Origin of the sequence: Micromonospora sp. NPDC049366 (assembly GCF_044466625.1) — a bacterium.
Lineage (GTDB): Bacteria > Actinomycetota > Actinomycetes > Mycobacteriales > Micromonosporaceae > Micromonospora.
Genome location: NZ_JBITMV010000001.1, coordinates 63,202 through 79,028 on the forward strand (window position 1 = coordinate 63,202; position 15,827 = coordinate 79,028).

Sequence of the window (15,827 nt, forward strand, 5' to 3'; positions counted from 1 at the left end):
AGTATGGCCGTTTCGCCCGACAGGACGGGTCGGCCAAATGTGGGCAAGCGCACCCGTAACGGGATGAAGATCAGGGCGTTCCCGCGCTCGCGCTGGCCGACGGGTCAGGCGACGGCGGCGCGGCCGTGCCGAGCGGCTCCCCGTCGACCACCGGCCCGGCCAGCGCCACGCTGGCCGGAGCGGGTGCCGGCGGCCCGGCCAACGTGATCGTGCCCAGGTCGATCCGGACCGCGCTCGGCGTGCCGTCCTGCTCGAAGCAGTAGATGCCCACGCCCAGCGGGGCGTTCAGCGACGCCGACGTGCTCTCCACCGAGTAACACGAGCCGGTGGCCCCGGGCGGGGGCGTGGCCGGCGAGACGGAGAGCGGGGCGCGCGAATCGGTGAGCACGTCCAGCCAGTCGGTGAACGGGTGCTGCACCCCGGGGTCCAGGCGGCGGGGGAGCACGTCGTCCGGGTCGCCGACGCGTACGCAGCTCGCCGGCTCCGGCCGCGCCGGCGAGGGCAGGGCGCACTGGAACAACCCGGCCGAGGTGGCGGCCAGCGAGATGTCCACCGTCCCGCCCAGCGCGGCACCCGGGACGTCCACCCGCCAACTGCCGTCGTTCGCGCTGGTCACCATGATCACCCGGTCCGCCTCCCCGTCCCGGCGCAGCGTGTAGCGGGCGGTCAGGTGACGGTCCTGCGCCGCCGCCGCGAGCCCGGCCAGTTCGTCGCGCGCGGCGTCCACGGCCACCGGTGCCGGGTCGTCCGGCGGCGGCGCGGCGGGCTGGTCGGCGGTGCAGGCGGCGAGGAGCGCCGGCAGGGCGAGGGCGAGCGCGCCGAGGGCGAGCCGTTCGGGCGTACGCCGGTGGGGCTGGTGCGGGCGAAGCGCGGGCCGGTCGGGCGTGCGCGGGCGGTGAGCCGGGCGGTGATGGGCGTGCACCGGCCCATTCTGCGACCCCCTCCGGCCCTCCGGTGACCCGGCGGACCCGTGCGCCGCCGGCGTGTCGCCGCGGGGCCGGCCGCCCTCGCGCCTGGCCTGGGAGGGGGCGTCGCCCCGGGGTCACCGCGGGCCGGATGGTGGGATCACCTGACCCGGCGATCGGGCCGGGCGGATACCCTGGGGAGGTCTGACACGCGCCGCCGGCCAGGTGCCGGCGGCGTCGGCACGCTCAGGGTCACTGGGAGGGAGTGCACCGTCGTGGCACTCGTGGTGCAGAAGTACGGCGGGTCCTCCGTCGCCAACGCCGAGCGGATCAAGCGGGTGGCCGAGCGGATCGTCGCCGCCCGGAAGGCCGGCGACGACGTGGTGGTGGTGGTCTCCGCGATGGGGGACACCACCGACGAGCTGCTCGACCTCGCCAACCAGGTGAGCCCGCTGCCGCCGGGCCGTGAGCTGGACATGCTGCTCACCGCCGGCGAGCGCATCTCGATGGCGCTGCTCGCCATGGCCATCCACAACCTGGGGTACGAGGCCCGCTCGTTCACCGGCTCCCAGGCCGGTGTCATCACGACCTCGGTGCACGGCCGCGCGCGGATCATCGACGTCACCCCCGGCCGGCTCAAGGGCGCGCTCGACGAGGGCGCCGTGGTGATCGTCGCCGGGTTCCAGGGCGTCTCGCAGGACACCAAGGACGTCACCACGCTGGGCCGCGGCGGGTCGGACACGACCGCCGTGGCGCTCGCCGCCGCGCTGCACGCCGACGTGTGCGAGATCTACACCGACGTGGACGGCATCTTCAGCGCCGACCCCCGGATCGTGCCGAACGCGCGGCACATCAAGCAGATCACCTACGAGGAGATGCTGGAGCTGGCCGCCTGCGGCGCCAAGGTCCTGCACCTGCGTAGCGTGGAGTACGCCCGCCGGGCGGGGTTGCCGATCCACGTCCGTTCGTCATACTCGACCAACACCGGCACGATGGTCACCGGATCGATGGAGGACCTTCCTGTGGAGCAAGCACTGATCACCGGGGTCGCCCACGACCGCAGCGAAGCGAAGATCACGATCGTGGGCGTGCCCGACGAGCCGGGCGCCGCCGCGAGCATCTTCGACACCGTCGCGGGTGCCGAGATCAACATCGACATGATCGTGCAGAACGTCTCCACCGAGGGCACCGGGCGCACCGACATCTCCTTCACCCTGCCCAAGACCGACGGCCCGACCGCCATGGCCGCGCTCAGCAAGATCCAGGAGTCGGTCAAGTTCAAGGGCCTCCTCTACGACGACCACGTCGGCAAGGTCTCGCTCATCGGCGCGGGGATGCGCTCGCACCCGGGGGTCGCGGCCGGCTTCTTCGCCGCCCTCGGCGCCGCCGGCGTCAACATCGAGATGATCTCGACGTCCGAGATCCGGGTCTCCGTGGTCTGCCGCGACACCGACCTCGACGCGGCGGTCCGCGCCATCCACGACGCGTTCGAGCTCGGCGGTGACACCGAAGCCGTGGTCTACGCGGGCACCGGGCGGTAGCGCCGATGGGGGCGCTGCCCACCCTTGCCGTGGTCGGGGCGACCGGTGCCGTCGGCACCGTCATGTGCGAGCTGCTCAGCGGGCGCCGCAACGTCTGGGGTGAGATCCGGCTGCTCGCGTCCGAGCGCTCGGTCGGGCGGCGGGTGCGCTGCCGGGGCGAGGAGCTGACCGTCCAGGCGCTGACCGCGGACGCGCTCGACGGTGTCGACGTCGCGATGTTCGACGTGCCCGACGACGTCTCCGCCCGGTGGGCGCCGGTCGCCGTCGACCGGGGCGCGGTCGTCGTGGACAACTCCGGCGCCTTCCGGATGGACCGGGACGTGCCGCTGGTGGTCCCCGAGATCAACCCGGAGCAGGTCCGCAACCGGCCGAAGGGCATCATCGCCAACGCCAACTGCACCACCCTCGCGATGATCATCGCGGTCGCCCCGCTGCACCGCGAATACGGCCTCCGCGAGCTGGTGCTCGCCTCCTACCAGGCGGCCTCCGGCGCCGGGCAGGCCGGCGTGGACGCGCTGCACGCCCAGCTCACCAAGGTCGCCGGGGACCGGGTGCTCGGCTCCCGCACCGGCGACGTACGCCAGGCCGTCGGCGACGAACTGGGCCCGTTCCCGGCGCCGCTGGCGCTGAACGTGGTGCCCTGGGCCGGCTCGCCCGGCGACGGCGGCTGGTCGTCCGAGGAGATGAAGATCCGCAACGAGTCGCGGAAGATCCTCGGTCTGCCCGACCTGAAGGTCTCCGCCACCTGCGTACGCGTGCCGGTGGTGACCGGCCACTCGGTGGCCGTGCACGCCGTCTTCGCCACCGAGGTCGACGCCGAGGGGGCCCGCGAGGCGCTGCGCAACGCGCCGGGCGTGATCCTGGTCGACGACCCGGCCGCCGGCGAGTTCCCCATGCCGATCGACGCGGTGGGCACCGACCCGTCGTGGGTCGGCCGGATCCGCCGAGCCCTGGACGACCCCCGCGCCCTGGACCTCTTCATCACCGGCGACAACCTCCGCAAGGGTGCGGCCCTGAACACCGCCCAGATAGCCGAACTCCTAGCCACCGAACTAACCACCCCTCACTAACCCCTCCGCCCCCTCCCGCTCTCCCCCTCCCCCCGCCCTCTCTGCGTCGATCTTGCAGTTATGGTGCCCGGAATGACCCGTGTCGCGGCTTCTGTGTGGCACCACAACTGCATGATCGACGGGTGCGGGTGCGGGTGCGGGTGCGGGTGCCGGGGGGGTTAGGCGGGGGCTAGGTGGACGCCGTCGCGGCCTTGGCGTTTGACGGCGTAGAGGGCCTGGTCGGCGCGGCGGAGCGTGAGCTCGGCGGACTCCCCGGGGCGGGGCAGGGCCACCCCGACGCTGATGGTGCGCCCCGTGCGCCGGGCCGCCGCCGTCAGCCGTTCGGCGACCCGCACCGCCTCCTCCGGACGGTTCACCTCGATGACCGCCACGAACTCGTCGCCACCGATCCGGTACAGCTCGTCCCCCTGCCGCAGTGCCCCCTCCAGCGCGCGGGCCAGGCCGACGAGGAGCCGGTCGCCGGCCTGGTGGCCGTACGTGTCGTTGACCGTCTTGAAGCCGTCCACGTCGATCGCGAGCAGGGCCGTCCGCCCCGGGGTGGCCGCCGCGATGCGCTGCCCGAACGGGCCGGTGTGCCGCAGCCCGGTCAACGGGTCGGAGCTGGCCTGCTCGCGGAGGCGGTCGAGCGTACGCAGGCGGTCCAGGCTGTTCCAGGCCTGCGTGGCGAGCAGCTCGGTCAGGCTGACCGTGGTCGGGTCGGGCCGGAGGGCCCGTTCGTCGGCGACGAGCAGCACTCCGCCCCCCTCGGGCGGGCCGAAGGGGACCGTGACGAGGGTGCGTACGCCGGCCCGGTCGAGCGGGCGATAGTCCTCGGTCGGCGGATGGCCGCACTCGCCCAGGGTGTAGCCGGCGCCGTACCGGTGGGCGCGGCGGACGATCCGGTCGAGCGCGTCCGGCCCCGCCTCGGTCAGCTCGGCGCGGATCCGGCCCTCCAACTCGCCGGGGGCGAGCGGGGGCGCGCTGAGCCGCGGCCCGTCGTCGCCGATGAGCACCAGCACGGCGGCGGAGAGCGTGGACACGTCCCGGGCGGCGCCGAGGGCGGCGTCCAACAGGTCCCGCTCGGTCGGGGCGGCGGAGAGCGCGGCGGCGTGCCGGAGCAGCTTCTCGCTGCGGCTCTCCGCCGGTGGGCCGCCCAGCGCCACGATCCGGCTGCCGAGCCGGGCGGCCAGCCGCTCGGCGGTGTCCCGCCACGGGGTCAGGTCGACCGGCCCGCTCCACTGCAGGTCGAGGACGCCGATCGGCCGCCCGGCCGGGTCCAGCACCGGTACGCAGATCTCGGCGGTCACGTCCGGGCGGACGGGCAGGTAGTCGGGGTCCGCGGTGACGTCCGGCACGACGGCGGCCTCGCCGGAGGCGTACACCCGCCCGACGATCCCGGTCTTCGGCGGTACGGTCGCGAAGACCTGCCAGGCGCCGGTGGCCGCGACGCAGCGGAGCCGGTCGCGGACCTGGAGCAGCACCGAGATGGTGGCCGGGGTGTGGTGGGCGAGCGTGCTGACGGTCCACTGGCAGGCTTCGAGAGCGGTCGTGGCCGTGGGGAGGCGGACCGTGACGTCACGGAGAACTCGCTGGTGATCCACTCGCACGTCGTTCCGGGTAGGGGTGGGATCGGCTGGCGCCGAGCCGTGCGATCAAGCGTACTCATGACGTGAGCGGTGCTCGTCTGATCAAGATCGCGCACCGGCTTCGTACACATGTGCTATCCACAGGCTGTGGACGCGGCCGGTGGATGGAGCGGGCCCCGCGCGGCGCGGCGCGGCGATAGCGTGGAGGTCCCGCCGCGAGGAGGCGTGCTGATGCTCATCGCCCAACTCAGCGACCCCCACGTCACGACCGGTCCACTCGCCGCCGAACCGGCCAGCGGGCTGCACCGGGCGCTTGGGCGGGTGCTCGGGCTGCGGCCCCGCCCCGACTGCGTGGTGATCACGGGCGATCTGGTCGAGCACGGGCGCCCCGACGAATACCTCGCGCTGCGCGAGGTGATCGGCCGGTTCCCGCTGCCGGTGCACCTCGTGGTCGGCAACCACGACGACCGCGAATCGCTGCTGGACACCTTCGGGGGCACGCCGTGGCTGGGCGGGGGCTTCTCCGCGTACTACCACGTCGACCACCCGACGGCCACGATCATCGTGCTGGACTCGCTGCTGCCCGGTGCCGGGGGAGGGCGGATCGGCGAGGAGCAACTGGGCTGGCTGGACGGGGTGCTGGCCGGGCGACCGGACGTGCCGGCCGTGGTCTGCCTGCACCACCCGCCGGTGACCGTCGGCCTCCCCGCCGCCGACGCGGTCGGGCTGGCCGACGCCGACGCGCTCGCCGAGGTGATCGGGCGGCACCCACACGTGGTCCGGGTCGCGGCGGGCCACCTGCACCGGCCGGTCGCCGCGGCCTTCGCCGGCACCGTGCTCACCGTGGCGCCCAGCACCGTACGCCAGAGCTCGCTCACCATGAGCGCCGACGAGGAGATCGGCTGGGTCGCCGAGCCCACCGCCTTCCTGCTGCACCTCGTCGAGGGCGACGGGTGTGTGACGCACACCGTCCAGGTCAGCCACTCCGCCGGGCACACCTGCGGCTTCTGACCAACCCCGCGGCCACGGGTCCACCGCCGGGTTCGCCCGGCCGCTGCCGCCCGACCTGTGGTGACCTGTCGCGATCCTCCGGCCATATCGGACTCGTCCTCACCCGGCGCTCCGACCGATCGCCGTATTCGCAGGTCTGATGGCCTGCTGCGGTCGACCGGCGGGGGTCGGGATGAGAGGCTGTCCCCGGACGGGGCAGCGACCCCCAACCGCTGCCACCCGGACAGACCCTTCCGACGGTGTCCGTCGGCGCCCGGTCGACGTATCGCCCGGGCACCGCACGCCGAATTCTCACGAGGAGTTCCATGTCCATCCCCGGGATGCGTCGGGCCGCCGTCGGCCTGACCGCGCTCGCGGTGGCCGCCTTCGGCGCGGTCGCCAGCACCCCCGACCAGGCGGACGCGCGGCCCCGGCCGGTCGACGTCACGCTGCTGGCGCTCAACGACTTCCACGGCAACCTCGAACCGCCGAGCGGCTCCAGCGGCACGATCGCCGGGCAGACCGCCGGTGGTGTCGAGTACCTCGCCACGCACCTGGCCGAGCTGCGCAAGACGGCCAAGAAGAAGAACACGATCACGGTGGCCGCCGGTGACCTGATCGGCGCGTCGCCGCTGCTCTCCGCCGCGTTCCACGACGAGCCGACCATCGAGGCGCTGTCGATGGCCGGGCTCGACTACGCGAGCGTCGGCAACCACGAGTTCGACGAGGGCGCCAACGAGCTGCTGCGGATCCAGAACGGCGGCTGTCACCCGGTGGACGGTTGCGCCGACGGCACCCCCTACCGGGGCGCCGGCTTCCAGTACCTGTCGGCCAACGCGTTCAAGACCTCGACCAACCGGCCGCTGCTGCCGCCGTACGCCATCCACAAGGTCGACGGCGTCAAGGTCGGCTTCATCGGGATGACGCTGGAGGGCACCCCGCAGATCGTCAGCCAGGAGGGCGTCGCCGGCCTGAGCTTCACCGACGAGGCGGAGACCGCCAACCAGTACGCCCGTGAGCTGCGCCGCAAGGGCGTGGAGGCGATCGTCGTCCTGCTGCACGAGGGCGGCACGCAGGCCGCCGGTGGCGGCATCAACGACTGCGTCGGCATGACCGGCCCAATCGTGGACATCGCCAACCGGATGGACCCGTCGATCGACGTCGTGGTCAGCGGCCACACCCACCAGGCGTACAACTGCGACATCAACGGCAAGCTGGTCACCAGCGCCAGCTCCTTCGGGCGCCTCGTCACCGACATCGACCTGCAGATCGACAAGCGCACCGGTGACGTGCTCACCGCCAAGGCCGAGAACGTCGTGGTCAGCCGGGACGTCGCGAAGGACGCGGCGCAGACCGCGCTCATCGAGCGCTACCAGACCGTCCTCGGCCCGGTCGCCGACCGCCAGGTCGGCGAGACCAGCGCGGCGATCACCCGGACCCAGGAGACCCTCTTCGGTACGACGATGGGTGAGTCCCCGCTGGGCAACCTGATCGCCGACGCGCAGCTCGCCGCGACCGACACCGAGCAGAACGCGGTCGCCGCGTTCATGAACCCCGGTGGCGTACGGGCCGACCTGGACGCCGGTCCGGTCACCTACGAGGAGGCGTTCACGGTCCAGCCGTTCGCCAACAACCTGGTGACGCTCGATCTCACGGGCGCGCAGCTCTACTGCGTGCTGGAGCAGCAGTTCGTGGTCAACCGGATCCTCTACCCGTCGTCGACGGTGCGCTACGTGGTCGACCCCAACGGCACCACCGCCCCGACCAGCGACCCGTGTGCCGGCACCCGGGTCGTCCGGGGCAGCCTCGCGCTGGGCGGCGTCACCGTCGACCCCGCCGCCACCTACCGGGTGACGGTGAACAACTTCCTGGCCGGTGGCGGCGACGGTTTCAGCGCCCTCACCGCCGGGACGAACCTGGTCACCGGTCTGATCGACCTGGACGCCTTCGTGGCGTACCTGACCGCCGAGTCGCCGGTCTCCGGACCGGCGCTGGACCGGATCCGCACCACCGCCGAGGCCTCGGCCGCCTGACGGCAACCGCATTCCGATCGGGCCCCGGAGCGCCAAGCTCCGGGGCCCGACCCGTCCCAACCCCGTCACCCCGCGCCGTCTCACCGCGCGGGGCGTTGGGTGGGCGGGGCGTTGGGTGAGCGGGGCGAGATCGTGCTCGATCGTGGAAGGAGTGGGGTCCGGCTGGCGTGGAGGGGACTACATCCGGGATCGAGCGTGATCTTGAGTGTCCCGTGCGTCCCGGGCGGGCGCGGGCGGGCGCGAGCGGGGTGTCGGTCAGGCGGCGGTGGGGGCGGGCTCGGGGGAGGTTGGCGCGGTGAGCAGGTGGCGGCCGTCCTGCGTCGGGGTGAGCAGACGGCGCAGGGACAACGCGACCACGGACGCCGTCAGACAGCCGCCGACCACGGCGACCACCCAGATCCGGCCATCGGCCGCGCCGATCAGGGGGCCGGCGGTCACCGGGCCGATCACGCCACTGATGCCGAAGATCATCGAGCTCATCGCGTTGTAGCGGCCGCGCAACTCGTCGGTGGCCAGCGCGTTGGTCAGCGCCGGCATCACCGGCGAGAGCATGGTCTCGCCGAAACCGAAGATGGCCGCGCAGGCCACCACGAGGAGTGCGGCGACCAGGGCGTTCCCCGGGCCGACGGCCCCGGCGGCGCCGAGCACGAGCCAGGCGGCGGCGAACACGGCGCCCACGGCCGCGAGCGCGCGGGTGCGGCTGCGCCCCTCCATCCGCCGGATCACCACCAGTTGGGCGAGCACGATCATCACGGTGTTGCCGGCGAGCGCCCAGGCGACCACGCGCGGGGTCACCTCGGCGACGCGGACCGCGTACGCGGTGAAGCCGACCTCGATCTGCGCGTAGCCGCAGGTCGTCAGGATCAGGCCGAAGATCACCAGCCGTCGGAACGGGCGGTCCCGCAGCACGGTGAGGTAGCCACCGGCGTTCGGCTGCTCGTCGGCCGGGTCGACCACGAGCCGGCGACCGACGGCGGGGAGGGTGAGCAGGATGACGGCCGGCATCAGGTAGCTGACCGCGTCCAGCACGTAGATCATCTCGAAGGTGACCGGGCGGCTGGTGTCGACCACCGCGCCGGAGATCAGGCCACCGATGCCGATGCCCAGGTTGAGCAGGGCGAAGTTGAGCCCGAAGACCCGCTGGCGCTCACCGTCGTCGGTCAGCGAGGCGAGGATCGTGTTCTGCCCGGACCAGATGGCGGAGCTGCCGATCGCGATCAGGGTGATCACCAGGAAGGCCGAGGCGGTCGAGTCGACCAGGGCCAGTGAACCGGTGCCCGCCGCCTCGACCAGCAGGCAGGGCAGCACGACCCGGCGGGCGCCGAACCGGTCGATGAGCGTGCCGCCCAGCGGAGACAGCGCGAGGGTCACCGCTCCGTACCAGCCGATCACCAGGCCGGCGCGGGGGTCGGTGAGCCCTCGGACATCGGTCAGGTAGATGAACAGGAAGGGCAGAGTCAGGCCCCGCCCGATCGCCGAGAGCAAGGTGCCGACGAGGATGCGGCGGGCTTCCGGGCGACGGGGGAGGGCGCGACGTAACATGCCGCGATTCTGGTCAGGGGCTGTGACGAACAGCGACCGGTTTACCGCCGGCCGAGCGCGACCGGCCACCGTGGTGTGAGCAAGGCCACCGACCACGACGGGCGTGCTGGTCACGCTTCACCACAACAGCTCCGCCACCGGGCATTCATCGGGGTGCCTGGACGGCTCGCGGTTTCGGCCGATCGGGGCTGCGCGTGCCAGATCCCGATCGATACGCTCAGCGCGCCGCACACGCGGGTCTGTCACGGGGGCAATCGATGAACATCCGGCGTTGGGCGCGCTTCGCGCTTCACCCGGGCGGCGGGCAGCGGCCCACCGCCTCGAACGTCAACTTCGTCGCGGGAGAGACCGCGTCGAACGCGGCCGTGGTCGCGGTGGGCGACGGCGTCGACCTGTTCCACAACAGCAGCGGTACGTCCCACGTCATCGTCGACCGGTCGGGCTACTTCATCGCCGCCGCGTCCTGATTCACGGGGCGGTGTCCCGGCTGACCGGTGCTCCGCCCGATCGGCGTGGGCCGCCTCGGCCTGTGCGGGACCGGCTCTGACACGTATTGAAGATTCACTTTCATGAGGAATGGTTGATGACACGAACAGTCGTGGCGCGGCTCGCGCTCGTACCGCTGATCGGTGGGGTTGCTCTGGTCGGCCCGGTGGCGTCCGCGGCGGCGGCGCCGGCAGCCGTCGCGCCGCTGCCGGCCGCTGCGGGCACCGAGCTGTACGTCAGCAGGTCCGGCTGCGTGTCCGGTGGTGACGGCAGCGCGGCGGCACCGTTCTGCACCATCGCCGCGGCTGCTGCGGTGGTGGAACCGGGCCAGACGGTGCTGGTCCAGCCCGGCGACTACCGGGAGTCGGTGGTGATCAGTCGGTCGGGGACCGAGAGCGCGCCGATCACTTTCCGGGCGATGAACGGGCCGGGTCTGAGCACCACCGTGGCCCGGGTGGGCAAGCGGCTGGGCGGCAACGGCAAGGAGGGCGCGTTCAGTCTTCGCGGCGTCCACGATGTCGTCCTCGACGGCTTCCTCGCGTACGGCGACGGTACGGCGGAGGCCGTCCTCGTCGACGGTTCCTCCCGGATCACCCTCAACCGGCTGGTCGCCAGCGAGTACGACGCCCCGGGCGCGATCCGGATCACGGGCGCCGCCGAGGACGTCACGGTGAGCCGCACCTCCTTCCGACCCGGCAGCGGACTGGTGGTGGATCCGGGGGTGCGGGGTGCCCTGGTGACCGCCAGCACCTTCACCCAGAGCAGGATCACGGTGCGGGACGCGCCCGGCACGAAGATCGTCGGCAACACCCTGGAGACCGACTGCACCCTGGCGGTGGACGTCACCGGCACCTCGCCGGGCGTGTCGATCCGGAACAACATCCTGGAGACGGCCACCGGCGCGCTCAGTGACGCGGAGGCGTGCGGGGAGCCGTCGGAGGCCACCGCCATCGCCGTCTCCGCCGGCAGCGTCGCGCAGACCGTGGCGGACTACAACCTGATCGAGCCGGCCAGCGGCGGCCCGCTCTACCGATGGGCCGACGTCGAGTACGCCGGCCTGCCGGAGTTCGTCGCCGCCACCGGCCAGGGCGTTCACGACATCGCCGCGGTCCCCTGGCTGCGGGCATCGGACGCCACGGAGCGGCCGTACTACGAGATCGGCCGGAACTCGCCGGCCGTCGACTCCGCCGACGCGACCGCCGAGGGGGTCTCCCGGACGGACCTGCTGGACAACCCGCACACGGACGACCCGGCGAAGCCCAACACGGGCACCGGTTCGGGCTATCACGACCGGGGCGCGGTGGAGGCGCAGGGGCCGACGGCGGTCCACGAGATGCCGGTCCGGCGGAAGGTGGGCGGCGGCCTGCTGGACGTGACCGTCGGGCTCTCCGTCATCACCTCGTGGACCACCGACGGCCCGTTGGGCAAGGTGTCCCGCGGTTGGAGCGACGAGCCGTTCCGCCGGATCGTGCCGATCGGTCCGGAGGATCACCGCTACCGGCGTGCCGGCAAGGCCTGCGAGACCCACCAGGTGACCTTCAACGACTTCCGGAGGATCTACGGGTCTCCCGTGACGACCTGCACGGTGGTGGGGGCGGCCTACACGCCGCTGGCGCCGCAGCGGGTGCTGGACACCCGCGCCGCGATCGGGGTGCCCGGCACCCTGCCGATCCCGGCGAACGGCGAGGTCGTGCTGGCGCTGCCCCAGATCGACGGGGTGCCGGCGGCGGACATCAGCGCCGTCGTGCTGAACGTGACCGCCACCGCGCCGACCACCGCGGGGTTCCTGCGGGTGTACCCGGACGGCACCACCCTGCCGGCCGCGTCGAACGTCAACTTCGTGGCCGGTGAGACCGTGCCGAACCTGGTCACCGTGCCCGTGTCCAACGGCAACCTGCGCATCCGCAACACCGCCGGCGGCACGGTGCACGTCGTCGCCGACCTCCAGGGCTACTACTCGGCCGGCGGGGCCGGCTTCCGGTCGATCGCCCCGCTGCGGGTGCTGGACACCCGCAGCGCGGGCAACTCCGCGTTCGCGCCAAACACCGGCCGAACGCTGGACCTGACCGGTCGGGTACCGGCCGGCACGACGGCCGTCGTGCTCAACGTGACGGTGACCGCGCCGACGACCAGTGGGGTGCTCACCGTCCACCCGCACGGCACGGCGGTGCCGGTGGCGTCCAACCTGAACTTCGTCGCCGGGCAGACCATCCCGAACCTGGTGATGGTGCCGGTGGTGAACGGCAAGGTCGCGATCCAGAACGTCAGCTCCGGCCGTACGCACGTGGTGGCCGACCTCTCCGGCTGGTTCGGCGGCGGCGCCACGGACCTCTTCGTGCCGTACGGCCCGCGCCGCGTCTACGACAGCCGGGGAGAGGCCGGTGAGGGGTGGCCGCACACGCCGTTCACCTCGGCGGGCGTCCCCGTGCCGTTCCTCGACCCGTCGCGCGACGGCACCGCGCCGCGGCCGACGGCGCTGGTGGCGAACCTGACCGTCACCGCCCCGACCCGGGCCGGCGTGCTCACCGCCCACCCGAACGGATCGGACCAGCCGACCGCGTCGAACGTCAACTACGTCGCCGGTGAGACCGCCGCCAACCACGCCATCGTGGGCGTCGGTGAGGACAATGCCATCGTGCTGTTCAACAACAGCTCCGGCTTCACCCACATGATCGTCGACCAGTCCGGCTACTTCATCGCCGAAGCGTCCTGATCCGCGTACCCCCGGAGCCGGCGCTCCCCGCGACCAGCGGGTGGGCGCCGGTTCCGCGTCCTCGCGACGTGCCTCTCAGGGCCCGAACGGGCGAGGGACCGACCGATCGGCCATCGTCGTCGTCCGAGCGGTTCTGCTGCAATCGGCGTGGGGAGATGTACGCTCCCGCCAAGTCATGATCGACTACCAACGGGGATGGTCCATGAGACGACGTCGGCTGGCCGGACTGGCCGCGATACCACTGATCATCGGAGTCGGCGGGCTGGTCGCTCCGCCGCCCGCGCTGGGCGCGGCCCCGGCCGCCAGCCAGGCGTCGGCTGCCGGCACCGAGCTGTACGTCGACCAGAACCGCTGCCGGAACACTGCCGCGACCGGTAGTGAGGAGGCGCCGGTCTGCACCATCTCCGCGGCGGCGGCGATGGTCCAGCCGGGGTCGACGGTGTGGGTCGGGCCCGGCAACTACCAGGAGACGGTGACGATCACCCGCTCCGGCACGGAGCAGGCGCCGATCACCTTCCGTGCCCTGGCCGTCAAAGGTCCGGCGCGAGTCGGCTTCGTGGACGCCCTCGGCAGCACCTTCAACCTGTTCGGTGTGCACGATGTGGTCATCGCGGACTTCGCTCTCGAGAATCGAGGCACCGCCCCGGTCGTGACCGTGGAGAACTCCGAGCGGATCACGTTGGACGGCAACGGTATCTACTCGTCGACTGCGTCGGTTGGTCTGCGGATCACCGGCGGATCCCGGGACGTGCGGGTCACCCGTCAGTGGTTCCGGGTCGATGCCGGTGCGGCTATGGCCGTCGAGGACGGCTCGACGAACACCCTCGTGGCCGGCAGCCAGGGATTCTCCCGCAGTGGCCTCAGCGTCAGCGACGCGCCTCACACGGTGGTCACCGGCAACACGTGGGTGACCCGCTGCCAGCGCGGCATCAGTGTCACCGGCACGTCGACGGGGGCGAGTCTTCGGAACAACATCGTGTCCACCAACGGCTTCGCCACGTCAATCGCTGTCTGCAAGGTGCCGGCGGACGCCGTGGCGATCACGGTGGACGGGTCGTCGACCGAGGGCACGGTCGTCGACTACAACCTGCTCGACCCGTCCAGCCGGGCGCCGCTCTACGTCTGGGACGACACCGTCCACGCGGATCGGGACACCTTCGTCGCGGCAATCGGGCAGGGTGGGCATGACCTGGTCGGCGATCCCCGATTCGACGTGACCGCCATCTCGCAGCGACGCGGCTGGATCGCGCTTCTGCCGGACTCGCCCGCCATCGACTCGGCCGACGGCGCCGCGGCGGGCGCCACCGCCACCGACATCCTGCGCAACCCGTACACCGATGACCCGGCGGTCGCCAACAGCGGAACGGGCAGCGGTTACCGCGACCGGGGCGCCTGGGAGCGGCAGGGCCCGACGCAGAGCGGGCGGGTCGAGTTCCGACGGGTCACCGGTGGTGGCCCGTCGGACACGGTGGCGACCGGTGCCCCCACGTGGGATTGGCCAACCGAGAGCAACCAGGGTGCCTACGCTTTCCGGTTCGGCGACAAGCCCAACGTGGTCCTCACCGAGTCACCTCAGGCCAACCACACGTTCCGCCGGGCCGGCTTGTCCTGCGTCGAGTACCACCGGAGCATCAACGGCTTCCGGGACATCACCACGGGCATCGGTTACGACCGGACCTGCACGGTGACGGGGGCCGCGTACACCGCGGTCACCCCGAAACGGCTCCTGGACACCCGGGCGGCCGTCGGCGTGACCAGCCGGTCCGCCCTCGGTCCGTTCAGCGCGGTCTCGCTGCCCATCCCGGAGATCAACGGGGTGCCGACCGCCGACATCAGCGCCGTGGTCCTGAACGTCACCGTCACCGAGCCCACCGTGCCCGGGTTCCTCCAGATCTACGACGACCCCTACTGGAAGACGACGACGTCCAGCGTCAACTTCGTGGCCCACGAGACGGTCCCGAACCTGGTCACCGTGCCGGTGGACAACGGCCAACTCTGGTTCGGTAACGAGAGCAGCGGGTCGGTTCACGTGGTCGCCGACGTCCAGGGCTTCTACAGCGCCAACGGCTCCGGCTTCCGGCCGTTGTCGCCGACGCGGGTGCTGGACACCCGCTCGGGCGCGGGTACGCCGATGGCGCCGAACGGTGACCTGCGGCTGGACCTTTCGGACCGGCTGCCCGGCGACGCCACCGCCGCGATCCTGAACGTCACCGTCACCCAGCCGACCACCGCCGGGGTGCTGACGCTCTATCCGGACGGCGCCGCGTTGCCGGTGGCGTCCAACCTCAACTTCGTGGCCGGCCAGACCATCCCGAACCTGGTCACCGTGCCGGTCGTCCGAGGGAAGGTCGCCCTGCGAAACTCCAGCTCCGGGACCACCCACGTCGTCGCGGACCTGGCTGGCTACTACGGGTCCGCGGCCTCCGGGGCGACGCAGAGCTACGTGCCGCTCGGGCCGTCGCGTGTCTTCGACAGCCGCACCACCACCGGGTTGAACCCCCGTCCCGCCGGCCCTGTCGGGAAGCAGGGTGTGGTGCATGTGCGGGGCGAGTACTACCTGGCCACCGCCGTCTCGCCCTGCACGTCGAACTGCCCGGCGCCGACGGCGGTGGTGGCCAACCTGACCGTCACCGCTCCGACCACGGCCGGCGTGCTGACCGCGTACCCCTACGGGGAGGCTCGGCCGACCGCGTCGAACGTCAACTTCGTCGCGGGCGAGACGGCGTCCAACCTGGCGGTCGTGAAGACCGGTGACGGACTGTTGTCGCTCTACAACAACAGTTCGGGCAGCAGTCACGTGATCGTCGACCAGGCGGGCTACTTCATCGCCGCCCCGTCCTGACCTTGCGCGAAGCTACGGCCGCCCATCGCACGTCGATGGGCGGCCGTTTCGTTACCCGGCCTCGGGGCGGCGTTGTCCATCGATCGGCGGTCCACGTCTGACGGACCGTCCCGCTAAGCTCCCCTCGGCAAACGTCTATC

Annotated in this window: 10 protein-coding genes; 7 read left to right on the plus strand and 3 right to left on the minus strand. The window is 72.3% G+C overall.

The window, feature by feature from the left end; genetic code table 11:
* Nucleotides 1-70: 70 nt before the first annotated feature.
* The gene (locus ACIBTV_RS00350; RefSeq protein WP_396700844.1) at nt 71-922 is read right to left on the minus strand and encodes a hypothetical protein; all 852 of its coding nucleotides are present in this window, start codon (nt 920-922) and stop codon (nt 71-73) included.
* A gap of 258 nt (nt 923-1,180) precedes the next feature.
* Here ACIBTV_RS00350 and ACIBTV_RS00355 point away from each other — a divergent pair, with 258 nt between their 5' ends.
* Complete coding sequence (locus ACIBTV_RS00355; RefSeq protein ID WP_396700846.1) at nt 1,181-2,446, plus strand: aspartate kinase; 1,266 nt, start codon at nt 1,181-1,183, stop codon at nt 2,444-2,446.
* Between the two features lie 5 nt (nt 2,447-2,451).
* Nucleotides 2,452-3,516: an aspartate-semialdehyde dehydrogenase gene (locus ACIBTV_RS00360; RefSeq protein ID WP_396700848.1), complete on the plus strand. Its 1,065-nt coding sequence runs from the start codon at nt 2,452-2,454 to the stop codon at nt 3,514-3,516.
* Between the two features lie 158 nt (nt 3,517-3,674).
* On the opposite strand, the gene ACIBTV_RS00365 is transcribed toward ACIBTV_RS00360, so the two are convergent.
* Nucleotides 3,675-5,096: a diguanylate cyclase gene (locus ACIBTV_RS00365; RefSeq protein ID WP_396702001.1), complete on the minus strand. Its 1,422-nt coding sequence runs from the start codon at nt 5,094-5,096 to the stop codon at nt 3,675-3,677.
* Between the two features lie 216 nt (nt 5,097-5,312).
* Between ACIBTV_RS00365 and ACIBTV_RS00370 the strand changes: the two genes are divergently transcribed.
* Together ACIBTV_RS00370 and ACIBTV_RS00375 are read left to right on the plus strand one after the other, a co-directional pair.
* On the plus strand, nt 5,313-6,092 hold the full coding sequence (locus tag ACIBTV_RS00370; protein WP_396700850.1) for a phosphodiesterase: 780 nt from the start codon (nt 5,313-5,315) through the stop codon (nt 6,090-6,092).
* A 305-nt stretch (nt 6,093-6,397) separates the two neighbouring features.
* Nucleotides 6,398-8,104 (plus strand): bifunctional metallophosphatase/5'-nucleotidase, encoded by a 1,707-nt coding sequence (locus tag ACIBTV_RS00375; protein ID WP_396700852.1) that lies wholly within the window; start codon nt 6,398-6,400, stop codon nt 8,102-8,104.
* 255 nt (nt 8,105-8,359) lie between these two features.
* Here ACIBTV_RS00375 and ACIBTV_RS00380 read toward each other — a convergent pair whose 3' ends face one another.
* The gene (locus tag ACIBTV_RS00380; protein ID WP_396700854.1) at nt 8,360-9,646 is read right to left on the minus strand and encodes an MFS transporter; all 1,287 of its coding nucleotides are present in this window, start codon (nt 9,644-9,646) and stop codon (nt 8,360-8,362) included.
* Nucleotides 9,647-9,903: 257 nt separating this feature from the next.
* On the opposite strand from ACIBTV_RS00380, the gene ACIBTV_RS00385 reads away from it, so the two are divergent.
* The 3 genes from ACIBTV_RS00385 (at nt 9,904) to ACIBTV_RS00395 (ending at nt 15,687) form a co-directional block, all read left to right on the plus strand.
* On the plus strand, nt 9,904-10,113 hold the full coding sequence (locus ACIBTV_RS00385) for a hypothetical protein (protein WP_396700856.1): 210 nt from the start codon (nt 9,904-9,906) through the stop codon (nt 10,111-10,113).
* Nucleotides 10,114-10,229: 116 nt separating this feature from the next.
* Nucleotides 10,230-12,845: a hypothetical protein gene (locus ACIBTV_RS00390; RefSeq protein ID WP_396700858.1), complete on the plus strand. Its 2,616-nt coding sequence runs from the start codon at nt 10,230-10,232 to the stop codon at nt 12,843-12,845.
* Nucleotides 12,846-13,047: 202 nt separating this feature from the next.
* The gene (locus ACIBTV_RS00395) at nt 13,048-15,687 is read left to right on the plus strand and encodes a NosD domain-containing protein (RefSeq protein WP_396700860.1); all 2,640 of its coding nucleotides are present in this window, start codon (nt 13,048-13,050) and stop codon (nt 15,685-15,687) included.
* Nucleotides 15,688-15,827 lie beyond the last annotated feature (140 nt).

Coding starts and splice junctions, on each gene's coding strand:
- ACIBTV_RS00360 (WP_396700848.1), top strand. CDS start 2,452: ATGGGGGCGCTGCCCACCCTTGCCGTGGTCGGGGCGACCGGTGCCGTC.
- ACIBTV_RS00370 (WP_396700850.1), top strand. CDS start 5,313: ATGCTCATCGCCCAACTCAGCGACCCCCACGTCACGACCGGTCCACTC.
- ACIBTV_RS00375 (WP_396700852.1), top strand. CDS start 6,398: ATGTCCATCCCCGGGATGCGTCGGGCCGCCGTCGGCCTGACCGCGCTC.
- ACIBTV_RS00380 (WP_396700854.1), bottom strand. CDS start 9,646: ATGTTACGTCGCGCCCTCCCCCGTCGCCCGGAAGCCCGCCGCATCCTC.
- ACIBTV_RS00385 (WP_396700856.1), top strand. CDS start 9,904: ATGAACATCCGGCGTTGGGCGCGCTTCGCGCTTCACCCGGGCGGCGGG.
- ACIBTV_RS00390 (WP_396700858.1), top strand. CDS start 10,230: ATGACACGAACAGTCGTGGCGCGGCTCGCGCTCGTACCGCTGATCGGT.
- ACIBTV_RS00395 (WP_396700860.1), top strand. CDS start 13,048: ATGAGACGACGTCGGCTGGCCGGACTGGCCGCGATACCACTGATCATC.